This window comes from Solwaraspora sp. WMMD792, assembly GCF_029626105.1.
Classification (GTDB): Bacteria; Actinomycetota; Actinomycetes; order Mycobacteriales; family Micromonosporaceae; genus Micromonospora_E.
Genome location: NZ_JARUBH010000009.1, coordinates 3,003,574 through 3,017,388 on the forward strand (window position 1 = coordinate 3,003,574; position 13,815 = coordinate 3,017,388).

The 13,815-nt window shown below is 69.1% G+C and carries 13 protein-coding genes and 1 CRISPR repeat array (1 of these 14 only partly in view); of the genes, 3 read left to right on the forward strand and 10 right to left on the reverse strand.

All coding sequences use genetic code 11. From position 1 onward, the window contains the following. Window positions 1-87: a CRISPR direct-repeat array (repeat unit 36 nt) (it extends 738 nt beyond the left edge of the window). A gap of 254 nt (window positions 88-341) precedes the next feature. Continuing rightward, on the reverse strand, window positions 342-548 hold the full coding sequence (locus tag O7629_RS14590; protein ID WP_278169796.1) for a hypothetical protein: 207 nt from the start codon (window positions 546-548) through the stop codon (window positions 342-344). A gap of 314 nt (window positions 549-862) precedes the next feature. Here O7629_RS14590 and O7629_RS14595 point away from each other — a divergent pair, with 314 nt between their 5' ends. After that, entirely contained in the window at window positions 863-1,000 is a 138-nt protein-coding gene (locus O7629_RS14595) for a hypothetical protein (RefSeq protein ID WP_278169797.1), read from the forward strand. Window positions 1,001-1,048: 48 nt separating this feature from the next. Here the strand turns inward: O7629_RS14595 and O7629_RS14600 are convergent, their stop codons facing one another. Beyond that, window positions 1,049-1,615, reverse strand: a complete 567-nt coding sequence (locus tag O7629_RS14600) for a Uma2 family endonuclease (RefSeq protein ID WP_278169798.1) — start codon at window positions 1,613-1,615, stop codon at window positions 1,049-1,051. A 284-nt stretch (window positions 1,616-1,899) separates the two neighbouring features. On the opposite strand from O7629_RS14600, the gene O7629_RS14605 reads away from it, so the two are divergent. Continuing rightward, a complete protein-coding gene (locus O7629_RS14605) occupies window positions 1,900-2,616 on the forward strand; it encodes a GntR family transcriptional regulator (protein WP_278169799.1) in 717 nt (238 codons plus the stop codon). Between the two features lie 87 nt (window positions 2,617-2,703). On the opposite strand, the gene O7629_RS14610 is transcribed toward O7629_RS14605, so the two are convergent. Together O7629_RS14610 and O7629_RS14615 are read right to left on the reverse strand one after the other, a co-directional pair. Continuing rightward, a complete protein-coding gene (locus O7629_RS14610; protein WP_278169801.1) occupies window positions 2,704-3,123 on the reverse strand; it encodes a hypothetical protein in 420 nt (139 codons plus the stop codon). A 58-nt stretch (window positions 3,124-3,181) separates the two neighbouring features. Beyond that, entirely contained in the window at window positions 3,182-4,564 is a 1,383-nt protein-coding gene (locus O7629_RS14615) for an aspartate aminotransferase family protein (RefSeq protein ID WP_278169802.1), read from the reverse strand. Window positions 4,565-4,815: 251 nt separating this feature from the next. Between O7629_RS14615 and O7629_RS14620 the strand changes: the two genes are divergently transcribed. Next, on the forward strand, window positions 4,816-5,904 hold the full coding sequence (locus O7629_RS14620; RefSeq protein ID WP_278169804.1) for a phosphotransferase: 1,089 nt from the start codon (window positions 4,816-4,818) through the stop codon (window positions 5,902-5,904). 83 nt (window positions 5,905-5,987) lie between these two features. Here the strand turns inward: O7629_RS14620 and O7629_RS14625 are convergent, their stop codons facing one another. The 6 genes from O7629_RS14625 to O7629_RS14650 form a co-directional block, all read right to left on the reverse strand. Beyond that, complete coding sequence (locus tag O7629_RS14625; RefSeq protein WP_278169806.1) at window positions 5,988-7,463, reverse strand: aldehyde dehydrogenase; 1,476 nt, start codon at window positions 7,461-7,463, stop codon at window positions 5,988-5,990. Between the two features lie 456 nt (window positions 7,464-7,919). Continuing rightward, entirely contained in the window at window positions 7,920-8,999 is a 1,080-nt protein-coding gene (locus tag O7629_RS14630; RefSeq protein ID WP_278169807.1) for a DUF6346 domain-containing protein, read from the reverse strand. A gap of 101 nt (window positions 9,000-9,100) precedes the next feature. Continuing rightward, window positions 9,101-10,426 (reverse strand): hypothetical protein, encoded by a 1,326-nt coding sequence (locus tag O7629_RS14635; protein ID WP_278169808.1) that lies wholly within the window; start codon window positions 10,424-10,426, stop codon window positions 9,101-9,103. Between the two features lie 65 nt (window positions 10,427-10,491). Beyond that, window positions 10,492-11,988: a CoA-acylating methylmalonate-semialdehyde dehydrogenase gene (locus O7629_RS14640; RefSeq protein WP_278174530.1), complete on the reverse strand. Its 1,497-nt coding sequence runs from the start codon at window positions 11,986-11,988 to the stop codon at window positions 10,492-10,494. Between the two features lie 5 nt (window positions 11,989-11,993). Continuing rightward, a complete protein-coding gene (locus tag O7629_RS14645) occupies window positions 11,994-13,319 on the reverse strand; it encodes an aminotransferase class III-fold pyridoxal phosphate-dependent enzyme (RefSeq protein ID WP_278169809.1) in 1,326 nt (441 codons plus the stop codon). A gap of 184 nt (window positions 13,320-13,503) precedes the next feature. Further along, window positions 13,504-13,779: a hypothetical protein gene (locus O7629_RS14650; RefSeq protein ID WP_278169810.1), complete on the reverse strand. Its 276-nt coding sequence runs from the start codon at window positions 13,777-13,779 to the stop codon at window positions 13,504-13,506. Window positions 13,780-13,815 lie beyond the last annotated feature (36 nt).

Genomic DNA, 13,815 nt, shown 5'->3' on the forward strand with positions numbered 1-13,815 from the left:
GAGAGCTGCGACCGACGCTGCCGTACCCGGCGAAACCCTCGACGCCAGCGTGCCTCAATGAAGGGCAGCTCCTGAGAGAGCTGCGACAGGGTCCAAATCTTACCTCTCCTGACCTGCGGCGGAACCACCGGCTCGCGAGAGGTCCTCCGATAGATGGCTCCTCGACCACCCAAAACCCGCGTTCATCCACAAGCGAATGGCGTCTGATCAGGGAAAACAGCTCCGCGAGAGGTCCACGCTCACGGCCGTCACGACGGACCTCTCGCGGCGGACAGCGGTAGCGCGGACGGCGGGGCTACAGATGGCCGGACCGTGACCGGTGATCGGGCGACCCTGACCGGTCACATCAAGCGGCCGGCGGCACGCTTCGGCAGCTTACCCAGGTCGCGAAGCAGGATCGAGTCCGTACCCTGGTTGATCATCTCGGTGAGCGCGGCCCGCTGCCGCAGGATCTCCGCCGGACTGGCCCCACGCGAGACAAGGACGCTACCAAGAGGGACGGCCGCCTCGACCGCCGTCAGCTGATTACGCAGCGGCTGGTCGTGCACGTCAAGAAGCCCCGGACGGCGTACCTTGCAGTCATGAGTTCGGAGGCGGTCGGCAGGCACATGCCCACGGTCGTGACGCTGGACGACCTCACCGCGATGATGACTGCGGACGAATCTCATCGATACGAGATCAGCCCCGAGGGAATGCTCTCGATCGCGCCGCCCCCTGGACACGCTCATGCGATCATCGCGACCCGACTCACGGTGTGGCTTGCCGCCGCCGGTGTCCCGGCGGAGCGGATCACCCAAGCGGTTGGACTCCGCATCCCTGGTCGCGGTGGTGCGGTCGGTGGCCGAATCCCGGACCTGGTCGTGTGGAGCAAGCCGTCGACCAGGATCCGGCCCGGACCGTCACAATGCATCGCCTGACCGGTGATCACTTCACGGTGCACGCGACGATGCCGCTTGCCTGGGTGCTCAACACGAGACCGGGCGAGCAGGACCTCGGCTGATCGTCAACGATCGAAGTATGCCGCCGTTGCCAGGCGGGCCAGGACCAGTCACATCTCGCCGAGATCGACCTCGACGGGGAAGGGCACGGTCAGCTTTACGAGGCCCGTGGAGATCTCGTCGTCGCGGTAGCGGCCCGTTGCCGGGTCGAGCACGTACGTGTAGACGATAGGAGCGCCAGTGACTGCCTGCTCTACGCGCCAGTAGAACTGGATACCGGCGCGCGCGTACTGATCAGCTTTGACGATCCGATCGGTCGTCTCCGAACCGGGAGAGACCACCTCGACGACAAGAAGAACATGTTCAGGGCGGGTCGGCGTGACGTCGATGGCATCCGCCCGGTAGACCGCCACGTCAGGCCGACGGTTGTTCAGCGGCACGTCCTGGAGCCGGACATCGAAATCTGTGTCAGCGTTCCATTCCGACCCAGCCGCCCCGTCCAGGGCGTTCGCCAGGATCCTGGCCTGGCGGTTGTGTCGCTTTGAGGCGCGCGGACTCACCTGGACCATCCCATCCACGATCTCGATGCCCGCGCACTGTTCTTCTGTCCACGCCGCGTACTGCTCGGCCGTGACCTGCTCGCGCATCCAGGCTGGCACGACCATCTCGACAGTCACACCCACCTCCAGGTCGCGGCTAGCACCCGAAAACACTGTAGCGACGCGGACAGTCCGCCACCCCGGACCTTTTGCCCAATTCGGTAGATCGTCCGGCAGCGACCACCAAGCAGACCTCGCGTCAGAGCACACCGACTGTCACCAGTGGCAGCGACTGCCATAACCGCCGTACGCTGTAGCGGCAGCTCGGTTGGGGTGTGCAGGCTCGCGACGTGGGGGCGGTGCGAAACGTGCTAGACCAGGACAGACCACGCTCGTCAACGGGCGCTGCGCGCGAGGAGATCGTGCAGCGCGTTCGCGGGATGATCAAGCGCGAGCAGCTCCGCCCCGGCGAGCGCCTCGGCTCGGAGCGAGGGCTGTGCGCGGCGTTGGGGGTCGACCGCTCACCGCTGCGTGCCGCCTTGGAGGTGCTTGAGCGGCGCGGTGAGATCCGGCGCACGATGGGCCGCCTCGGCGGCGTCTTCGTCAGCGACGGCAAGGTGACCCGACACCTGAACACGATCCAGGGTGTCCCGGACATGCTCCGACAGCAGGGCCTGCGGCACGACACCAGCCTGCTCCGGGCGGAAGTGGGCACCCCTGACCGCCTGGAGTGTCGCCAGCTGCGCCTGGCCGAGCGGGACCCGGTGATCCGGCTGACCCGAAGACGCGACGCCGCCGGCGTCCCGCTGTCCCTGGACAGCATGGCCATTCCCGCCCGGCTGCTGCCCGGGTGGACCCGACTCGATTTTTCGGTGAGTGTCTACGAGATCCTTCGCCGGGAGTACGGGATCGAACCGGCGCGGGCGGCGGAGACGATCGAGCTGGGCGCCGCGACCGACGCGCAGGCCCGGATCCTGCAGGTGCCGGCCGGTGCTCCGCTGTTCGACATCCGTCGCCTCACCGTCGATACGGCCGATCGCCCGATAGAGCTGTCGCGTGACCTGTTCCGCGCCGACCGGACCCGGATCTCACTCGAACGCCTGGGTACGAACTGGAAGCGCGCGGTCCGCCCGAAGTGACCGGTCCGGTCGTACGCCCGGAAGCGCCCAGACGCACGGCAGGGCGGGGCTCGCACCTGACGAAAGCCCCGCCCGCGCCGCTCCTCGTCAGGCGAAGAAATTGACGAACGCGGTCGTGTCGGCGTAGTACTCGGTCAGTGTCGCGATCTTCCCGTCGGCGAAGTCGTACCGTTCGATGATGGAGGTACGCCAGCCGTCCGGGTAGCCCTCGCGGGGCGAGAACTCGATGTCGTAGTAGTGCAGCACCGTGTCCCCGTTCTGGAAGTACTGGGAGTTGCTCGCCGCGAACTGGATGCCCGTACGGACAGCCATGTCGGCGGCACCGCGACGCCACGTGTTCCACCCGTCGATTCCGACGAGGCGGCCGAAGAGGCTGTCGGGTTCGGCGAGGACCGACTCATCGGTGATGTAGTCCGGCAGCTTGGCCAGGAACGTCGGCTCATCGAGAATCGTGGACTCGATGAACTCGCTGTACTCCTTGATGAACTCGACGTACGTACTACTCATGGTCTTTCTTCCTTCTGTCGCGAATGGTTGGCGAAGTTGGTGGGTTACAGGGACAAGGTCAGGCGCCGGAGGCGGTCAGCGCGCCGTCGAGCGCTTCGATCAGCTGTGGGATGTCAGCGGCGGCGAACGGCAGCGGCGGGCGCAGTTTCAGCACGTTGTTCGCCGGGCCGCACACGCTGGTCAGCACCCGCCGGGCGCGCAGCTCCTCGATGACGTCCAGCGCCAGGCCGGTCGCCGGCTCGCGGGTGGTGCCGTCGGGGACGAGTTCGACCCCGGTGTACAGGCCGACTCCGCGTACGTCGCCGATCGCGGGGTGCGTACCGGCAAGTTCCCGCAGGCCGGCGCGCAGTGACTCACCGGTGGCCAGGGCGTGTGACTGCAGTTCGTCGTCCCGGATGACGTCGAGTACGGCCTGCGCCGCGGCGATCGCGACCGGGTTGCCGCCGAAGGTGTTGAAGTAGGGGCGGGTGCCGGCGAACGGGGCGAGGACCTCGGACCGGGCCGCGACGGCGGCGATCGGGAAGCCGTTGCCCATCGGTTTGCCGGTGGTGACGATGTCTGGGTCGAGCCCGTGCCGCTGGTAGCCCCAGAACGACTCGCCGGTCCGGGCGAAACCGGGCTGGACCTCGTCGGCGATGACGACGCCGCCGCGCCCACGGACCAACTTGACCGCCGCCCTGATCATGCCCGGGTCGCCGGGGTAGATGCCGTCGGACGAGAACGACGTGTCGAGGATCAGGCCGGCGAGGCGGTCACCGGACGTTTCGATGTCGTCGATCGCCGCCCGGACGGAGGCGAGGAAGGCAGCGCCGGCGGCGTCCGACGAGCCGTACCGGTAGGTGTCGGGCGGATCGACCACCCGCAACGCCGGGTCCATCGGCTCGCAGTCCGACAACGCCGGCGAGTGGGCCGACACCAGGGCGGTGTTGCCGTGGTACGCCTCGCTCGTCGCGATGTAGGCCTGCCCGCCGGTGTACGCCCGGCCGACGCGCAGCGCCAGGTCGTTCGCCTCGGACCCGGTGCAGACGAACATCACCTGGTCGATCGGTCCGGCAAAGGTCGTCAGCAGGTCGTCGGCGTACCGCAGGATCGCTTCGTGCAGGTAGCGCGTGTGGGTGTTCAACAGCGACATCTGCCGCTGCACGGCGGCGACGACCGCCGGGTGGGCGTGCCCGACCGACGGGACGTTGTTGTAGAGGTCGAGGTACTCCACGCCGTCCGCGTCCCACACCCGCGCCCCTCGGCCCCGGACCACCTCGACCGGGTTGCGGTAGAAGAGTCGGTACGCGGGGCCGAGAACCCTCCGGCGGCGCTGCACGAGCGAATCCGTACGGGCGGTCAACGACGGGGCGTTCTCGGCACGGAAGCTGTTTCCGTCGAGGATCGATGCCTTACCGGTCAGGCCGTGCCGTGACCCGTTTCGAAGCTCCGTAGACGCCATTCTTCGATCGTTTTCCTTCGCTGACATCGAGACAACTGGCTTTGTCACGGGCGGGTGCGTCCGGCCGGGTGACTGGTGATGTCATCGAGCGTACGGAGCTGATCTGCCCGATGGGAGGGCCACTTTTTCCGGCGTGTAACAGATCCCCCGGTATCCGTGAATGGCGTGTTACCTGCACCCCGGCCGTATCGCCATTCGCACCACCGGCGGATATTCTCGACCTGCGTCCGGCCCTCACGGAGGGTCTCCTGATGTTCGAAGTCGTTGACGGAACCGGCACCGCCGCGCAGCCGACCGGGCTCGCGTCCTTCGCGTCCCTGCGGCGCGGCGACGACGCGCCCGACTGGGTACGCGATGGTGTCGTCGCCGCCTGGGGCCTCGCTTCCGACACCGTCGTCCGTCTCATCGTGCTGTCGGAGAACGTCACGTTCCGGGTGGACGTGGCCGGCCGCCCGGCGCTGGTGGTCCGCCTGGCCCGGCCCGGCTACGCCACCAGCACCGTGCACCTGCGCTCGGAGCTGCGGTGGATCGAGGCGCTGCGCCGCGACGTCGGTCTGTCGACGCCGACGCCGGTGCCCGGGGCCGACGGCGACCTGCTGCAGCTCGTCCGGGACGAGGCAGGGGGCACGTGGAGCGCGGTGGCGTTCGAGTTCGTCGCCGGGACGGTGCTGGAGGACCGGGACGACATTCCCCGCTGGTTCCAGGAGATCGGGGCGGTCACCGCGGTCCTGCACCGGCATGCCCGGCAGTGGACCCCACCGGCCGGTTTCGGCCGGTTCACCTGGGGGCTCGCCGACCTCGTCGGCCCGACGGCCCGGTGGGGTGACTGGCGTCGCGCCGACCTGTCCGCGACGCAGCGGAGCGTTCTCGAACGGGCCGAGGCGCGGGCCTGCGACATTCTCGCCGACCGGACCGGCTCACGCGATCCGGCCGAGAGCGTCGGGCTCATCCACGCCGATCTGCGTCCCTCGAACGCCATGACGCACTCGGACGCCATGACCAACGCGGATGCGCTGACCGTCATCGATTTCGACGACTGCGGGTACGGCTACTACCTCTACGATTTCGGGGCCGCGTTGACGTTCTACGAGCATCGTGCGGAGGCCCGCGAGATGGCGGCGCGGTGGCTGGCCGGCTATCAGGAGCACGTACCGCTGCGCACCGCCGACCTCGACGTGGCCTGCGCCCTGTCGATGCTGCGCCGGCTCACCATGCTGGGCTGGGCCACCACCCATCGCGAGGACGCGTTGCCGGCGGATCTGTGGGCGGAGAACCAGCCCGGCACGGTGGAGGTGGCTGCCCGCTATCTCGCCGACCCGCTGTGGCTGGTACGCCCCTGACGACGGCCCGTTCCGCGTGCAGCGTGGGCCGCCCGGTCCGGTGACCCCGGCGGGCGGCCCACAAACTGGCTACGGCTTGCGGCTCAGCCGATCGCCACGGCGTCACCGAGGATGACGGTCTTGGTCTCCAGGTACGCCCGGATGCCTTCCCGGACGCCTTCGCGCCCGATACCGGACTGCTTGAAGCCGCCGAAGGCGATGCCGAAGTCGGGCTTGAAGCCGTTCTGCCCGACGGTGCCGCTGCGCAACTGCCGGGCCACGGCGAGGGCCCGGTCGGTGTCCGGGGTGAACACGGCGGCGTTGAGGCCGTAGATGGAGTCGTTCGCCAGCCGTACGGCGTCCTTCTCGTCCTGCGCCGGGATCACGCTCAGGACCGGCCCGAAGATCTCCTCCTGGGCGATCACCGACGAGTTGTCGACGTTGCCGAACACCGTCGGCTCGACGAACCAGCCCCGGTCGAGTTCCTTCGGCCGGCCGCCGCCAGCGGCGAGGGTGGCCCCGCTCGCGACGCCCTTGGCGACGTACCCCTCGACCCGCTCCCGCTGCGCGGCGGACGCCAGCGGCCCCATCTGCGTCTGCGGGTCGAACGGTGAGCCGACCCGGACCTCCCGGAACACGGCGGCGATGGCCTCGACCATCTCGTCGTGCCGGCTGCGCGGCACGATGATCCGGGTGAGTGAGGCGCACACCTGGCCGGACTGGAAGCACTCGATGCCGGCGAGCGAGCGGGCGGCGCCCGCGACGTCGGCGTCGTCGAGGATGACGGCGGCCGACTTGCCGCCGAGTTCCAGGGTCACCCGGGCGACCCGCTGGCCGCCGAGCGCGGCGATCCGCCGGCCCGCTGCGGTCGAGCCGGTGAAGGTGATCTTGTCGACCCGGGGGTCGGTGACGAGTTGCTCGCCGACGGTCCGGTCCGCCGTCACGATGTTGAGGACTCCCGGTGGCAGGCCGATCTCGTCGGCGATCTCGGCGACGAGGTACGCCTCGCCCGGGGCCTGGGAAGGTGACTTCAGCACGACCGTGCAGCCGGCGAGCAGCGCCGGCCCGGCCTTGTGCACGATGTACTCGAGCGCGCCGTTCCACGGGTAGATCGCCCCGACCACGCCGACCGGCTCCCGGATCAGCATCCCGGAGCCGCCCCACATGCTGGGCAGGCCCGGTTCCTCGAAGGCGAACGTCTCGGCGAGGTCCGCGTAGCCGTTCAGGCTGTGCTCGGCCATCGCGCCGATCCGTACGGCGAAGTTGTAGAGCACGCCCGTCTCCCGTGCCCACACGCCGGCGAAGTCCTCGGTCCGGGCCTTGATGCCGGTGGCGAGTTTGCGGAGGTAGTCCGCCCGCTCCCGGTGTGACAGGCGGGGCCAGGGGCCCTCGTCGAACGCCCGGCGGGCGGCGGCGATCGCCCGGTCCATGTCCGGTGGCTGCGCCGCCGCGACCCGGAGGAACGGCTCCTCGGTCGCCGAGTCGATCACCTCGATCATGGCGTCCGAGCTGGGTTCGACCCACCTGCCGTCGATGTAGAAGCGGTCGTGGACCCGGACGGTCTCTGCTGGTTCGGCCATCACACTCTCCCTGGGTTGCCGATCTCTCGTCAGCTAGCGCCATGTGTGTCAGCTGCTGACAAGGGCTACAGTACATGACAGCTCCAGGTAGGTGCTCTGGTCGACGTGCCACGGCGGCCCAAGGCCCGTGCGTCCCAGCGTTGGGCCCGCCCGTTCGGTTGCTGTGGCCCAGCTGCCGCCGATGGGAGCTACAGCCGGGCACTCGACCGCGCCGGAGGCAACCCCCGAGGGAGTTACGACTGGGGCGAAACTTCGCCCCTTCTGACCTGCGGCCGAGCGACCAGCCCGCAAAGGGCCCCGAGAGAGGGCCCGGCGACGCGCTCAAAGAGCCGCAATCATCCACCATCGAATTCCTGTTGATCAGGGAAAATTGCTCTGTGAGGGTCCGCGCTCACGGCCGTCATGACGCAGCCTCTGCGGCGGGCAACGGCAACGCCGCAAGCTACCTAGCCGCGCTCAAAGGTGGTCGAAGTAGCGCGCGAACCACGTGGCCGGGTATGTCGGGCATGCGTGGCGCAACGCATCGCTCGTGCCGTCGTAGGGACGCGACAAGGCGTCCTCCAACAGGACTACATAGCCATGATTGGTCAGCACCTCCAGAACCTTCCGCCAGTCTGCATACGCGATGAGAATCCGCGTCTCCTCATCGTCGTAGACCCCGGGACGCTCGGCACCGAGCAGAGCCAGCCCACCGAAGTTGCTCACCCGAACGAAGATCTCGGTTTCCGTGGCCGTCGCGGACGCCGGGATCTCAAACTGCCCGAGATAGCTGGCGTCCTGGACGTTCATGCCAGCGTCGACCGTGCAGACACAACCGAGGCGAGCCTCCACAGCGGCGACGAGCGCCGCGAACCGAGCCTGCTCAGCCGCGTAGTCGAACCCGGCCGGCCGCTCCAGGTGCACCGGATCATCCAGCTGCCGTAGCAGCGAATCGATCTCGTTGCGACCGCTCAACGTCATGTCCTTACCCTGCCGGGCCGTCACCGTTGCCCCAACCCGCTTGACACCAGGCCCATCCTTCATTTCTCGCCATTTATCAACTAGCAGGAAATAGGTCGGGGCACCCACGACCGCCCGGAACAGATAGAGTGCAACCATAAACAGTAGGACAAACCCAAATGCCCTACCAAGCATACCAAGAATTCCATAGAGAAGTTCAAATATACGAGAAACCGGCTTACCGTAACCGCATTCTGTTCTATCCGGGTCACGGCACGCCTCGTTGAGGGTGACGACTTTCCCTATCTGCCCTGGGCCGACTATGGAATGACCCACGACAGCCTCTAGGCTTTTCTCGCCCTCTCGCTCGACAATGATCCGGCAGACCCACCAGTAGCCCAGCCCATGGGTGCTGACCGGCCCTATCCGACGACACTCCTCGACCGTCGCTTGGACCGGCCGCCCGGTTGGGCCGTACGGACGAATTGAACCGGTGCCCGGGTAGAAGGAAACAGCCGTGAGGTAAATGAGCGAAAACACGTACGCCACAGCCAGGGTGACGACCGCGAAGAACAGCAGGCGGAGCCGGTAAAGCACCGGTCCGTACCGCTGCCAGATCAAGATCTCGCGCGATCGAGCGTCACGTTCGATCTTGTCGAGATCCTGTCTGTTGCTCAGTGAACTCCCCCCTGTCCGGTCTACTGTCCACGGTTCCGGAGTTGGTCCTGGCTTCGTAGGTGCTCCGCGAACGCTTCCTGGCTGCCCAATGCGAGGTAGATCGCGTTGCGGTAGGCGACCGAAGCCCACAGGTGCAGCTCGACGTCGTCGATGCGGCCGAACGGCTCCGCCAGCGCCTTGCGTTGCCGCCGGTTGAGCACCCGCTCCGGGCGGTCGAGCAGCTCGCCGGTGTGGCGCAGCTTGGCGAGGAAGACGTTCACCGCCGCCTCGTACCCGCCACCAAGGGCGCTGAGCAGGCCGAACTCGAAGACGTGCAGTGCCGCTTCGGACTGCCAGTAGCCGGGAGGCTTTCCGGGGCCGACGGGTACGGCGTGGACGTTCATCGTGTGGCGGACCTCGAACAGCAGCAGGACGCCCCGGCCGCGACGGCTCAACGGTGCGCTCCCGGTCGGCAGCCGCAGCGTACGGATCGGTTCGCCGGACGCCACGTCGAAGGACCCGCCGGAGGTCGGAAACCGGCCCGTCGTCGGCTCGGGGAGCAGGCACGCGAAGCGGTGATACCGCTGCCCGGCCAGGCTGGCACCGCCCAGCTTTCCACCTGCGGCACCCAGCAGGTCGAGCAGCGTGCTGGTGCTGCTGAGCTCGCCGGGCCGCAACGCGAGGACCATCGCGTCCGACAGCGGCAGGGCGAGTGGGCAGCGGTCCAGGAACGCCCGGGTCGCCTCGGTCTCGGCCCGCCCGCCGGTGACCTCCTCGGCGGCGTCGCGCCAGTCCCGGGCCACGGCGAGCCGGGCCGCGACGTCGCGGACGGCCGCCTCCGGTTCGGGATACCGCTGCTGTACGGCCAGCGGCAGCGGGTCGGCCATCGTGAGCGGGTCGCCGCAGTCGACGGGGTCGGTTGACCGGTGGGCGGCGCAGTCGGCCGGCGTGTGCGGGTCACCGTCGGCGGCGTGGCAGTCGCCGGCCCAGCTGGTCGACGGGTCCCACGAGCGCCGGCCGAACGCCAGCGACGGCAGCCGTCCGGTGGACAGCACCGCCTCGTACTGGGGTCGCGACCGCCCGAGGCGCAGCGCGTCGAGCGGCAGCACCGGTGCCAGCTGTGCGACGCCTTCGAGGATCGTGCAGTGCGGGCAGGCCGGCCCGGTCGGGTCGACGATCCGGTAGCGGCGGGGGTGGTCGATGCCCGGCTGCTCCCACTGCACCCAGATCCGGCCGCCGGCTTCCAGGTTGAGATAGAGATAGGTCGACGCGTCGCGCTGCCAGGTTACCGCGACAAGCTCGTCGAGGAACTCCGCAGTGGTAACGGTGCGCGCCTCGCCGTCGGCCATCCGGATCGCCTCTCGCACCGACTCCTGTGTGCAGCCCAGATGCTATCGGCGATCGTCAACCTTGGACGGCACCGGCGGCTCGGTCAGGTCTGGGTGGGAAAGCCCAGGTTGACGCCGCCGTGGCTAGGGTCGAGCCAGCGGCTGGTCACCACCTTGCCCCGGGTGAAGAAGTGCACCCCGTCGCGGCCGTGAGCGTGGCTGTCGCCGAACAGCGACGCCTTCCAGCCGCCGAACGAGTAGTACGCCATCGGCACCGGGATCGGCACGTTGATGCCGACCATGCCGACCTCCACCTCGTGCTGGAAGCGCCGGGCGGCACCGCCGTCGTTGGTGAAGATCGCCGTACCGTTGCCGTAGGGGTTGGCGTTGACCAGCTCCAGCGCGGCGTCGTACGAGTCGACCCGCAGCACCGACAGCACCGGGCCGAAGATCTCGTCGGTGTAGACCGACATCTGCGGCGTCACCTGGTCCAGCAGGGTCGGGCCGAGCCAGAAACCGGCGGCGGCGCCGTCGACCGGCACGCCCCGGCCGTCGACCACGATCTTCGCGCCGTCGGCGGCGCCGGCGGCCACGTACCCGGCGACCCGGTCGCGGTGCGCGGCGGTGATCAGCGGCCCCATGTCGCAGCCGGGCCGGCGGCCGTCCCCGGTACGGATCTTCCCGAGCCGTTCGACGATCCGGGCGACCAGGTCGTCGCCGACCGGCTCGACCGCCACCAGGGCGGAGATCGCCATGCACCGCTCCCCCGCCGAGCCGAAGCCGGCGTTGACCGCCGCGTCGGCGGCCAGGTCGAGGTCGGCGTCGGGCAGCACCACCATGTGGTTCTTCGCCCCGCCGAGGGCCTGCACGCGTTTGCCGGCGGCGGTGCCCCGGGTGTAGACGTGCCGGGCCACCGGGGTGGAGCCGACGAACGACACCGCCCGTACGCCCGGGTGGTCCAACAGCGCGTCGACGGCTTCGCGGTCGCCGTGCACCACGTTGCAGACCCCGGGCGGCAGGCCGGCCTCGGTGAACCACTGGGCGAGCAGCACCGCCGCCGACGGATCCTTCTCGGACGGTTTGACCACGACGGCGTTGCCGCAGGCGACGGCGATCGGCACGAACCACAGCGGCACCATCGCCGGGAAGTTGAACGGCGAGATCACCGCGACCACGCCGAGCGGCTGACGCAGACTGTACGAGTCGACCTCGGTGGAGACGTTCTCACTGAAGCCGCCGGTGAGCAGCGAGGGGATGCCGCAGGCGTACTCGACGACCTCCAGGCCGCGTTGCACCTCGCCGGCGGCGTCGGCGAGGACCTTGCCGTGTTCGGCGGTGATCACGGCGGCGAGTTCGTCGCGCCGGGCGTTGATGATCTCCCGGAAGGCGAACAGCACGCTGGTGCGCCGCGCCAGCGACACGTCCCGCCAGTCGCGGGCGGCCCGCGCCGCGACCTGCACGACGGCGTCGACCTGCGCGGCCGAGGCGAACCCGACGGTGGCGGCGACCTGCCCGGTCGCCGGGTCGAAGACCTCACCGTGGCGACCGTCGCCGCCGGCTTCCACCACAGTGGTACGGGCACCGTCGACGAAATGCGGGATCCGGTTCACGCCACACTTCCTTCCACAGTGGTCGACACCGAGGCTGACACCGACGCGATCGCGTCGACCAGGATCGCCAGCCCTTCCCGGGCCTCGTCGTCGGTGAGCGTCAACGGTGGACCCATCCGTAGCACGTTGCCGTACAGTCCGCCCTTGCCGACCAGCAGCCCGCCGGCCCGGCAGGCCTCGAACACGGCGGTGGTCGCGGCCGGGTCCGGGTCGCGGGTGCCGGGCCGGACGAACTCGACGGCCAGCATCAGGCCCTTGCCACGCACCTCGCCGACGATCGGATGCCGAGCCGCCGCCTCCACCAGTCCGGTACGCAGCAGCTCGCCGGTGCGGGCGGCGTTGGCCTGCAGATCATGGTCGCGCAGGTAGTCGAGCACGGCGACGCCGGCGGCGGTGCTGACCGGGTTTCCGCCGAACGTGGAGAACGAGATCGCCGGTACGCAGTTGAGCACGTCGGCGCGGCCGACGACGCCGGCCAGGGCGAAGCCGTTGCCGATGCCCTTGGCGAAGGTGAGCAGGTCCGGCACGACGCCGTGCGCCTGATAGCCCCAGAAGTGCTCGCCGGTACGCCCCCAGCCGGTCTGCACCTCGTCGGAGATCAGCAGGATGCCGGACTCGTCGAGGACCTTCTTCCACTCGCCGAACAGCCCGTCGGGGCCGTGTACGAAGCCGCCAACGCCCTGGATCGGTTCGGCGATCAGGCAGGCGACGTCACCGGCGGTCTGGGTGGCCAGGACCTCGCGCAGATCTTCGACGGCGGCGTCGAGCTGGGCGTCCGGGCCGAGCCGGGCCAGCAGGCCGCGCAGCCGGTCACCGGAGTGCAGCCAGCTCACCTGCAGCGGGTTGAGGGCGCTCGCCGACCAGCTGCGGTGCCCGGTGATGCCCATCGTGGCGTACGACCGGCCGTGGTAGCTGTTGCGCACGGCGAGGATCTGATGCGACCGGCGGTAGTTGGTGGCGGCCAGCAGCGCCGCCTCGTTGGCTTCGGTGCCGGAGTTGGTGAAGAAGACCCGGGCGTCGGCGATGCCGGACAGCGCGGCGATCCGTTCGGCCAGCTCCACCTGGTGGCGGATCAGGTAGAGGGTGGAGGTGTGCACCACGCCGGTGGCGAGCTGACGCTGTACCGCTTCGCGGATCTCCGGGATGTCGTAGCCGATCATGTTGGTCAGGACGCCGCCGAAGAAGTCCAGGTAGCTGCGTCCGTCGGCGACGGTGACCCGCCGGCCGGAGCCGGCGACGATCTCCAGTGGTTCGGCGTAGTAGAGCGGCATCCAGTCGGGCATCACGGCCCGGTGCCGGGTGAGCAGGTCGTCGGCGGTCATCTGCGGCACCACGCTCCCTGGGTCGTCGATGGGAGCACCTTCCCACCGTGACCGGATGAGGAGCAACTGGCATCGTGTAGCGGCTGGCCCGGCCCGACCTGACACTGCGTCGCCTGACCGGCCGGACCGGCGGCCCGAGGCCTACCCTCAGTCGTTCCTCGGCCTCGGTCGTTCCTCTCCGGTCTCAGTCGCCCGAGCCGCCCGCATCTGCCCCCGCCTCGGATCCTGACTCCGATCCCGCGTCGGACTCTGCCTCCCCGTCCGGGTCGGTGCCCCCGGAGCGTCGCCGCGTCGAACGTGTCCACAGCCAGACACCGACCAGGGCGCTTACCACGGCGGCGAACATGACCACTGACCGCGTCACAAACGGTATCTCGATGAACGGGTCGACCCGCTGCATCACCAACCCGGCGAGAGCGACGACAAACAGCAGGCAGGCGATTAACCGGTCGCGAAACATGCCGTCCTATATAGCACCCGACGCGTGGTTCAGCCC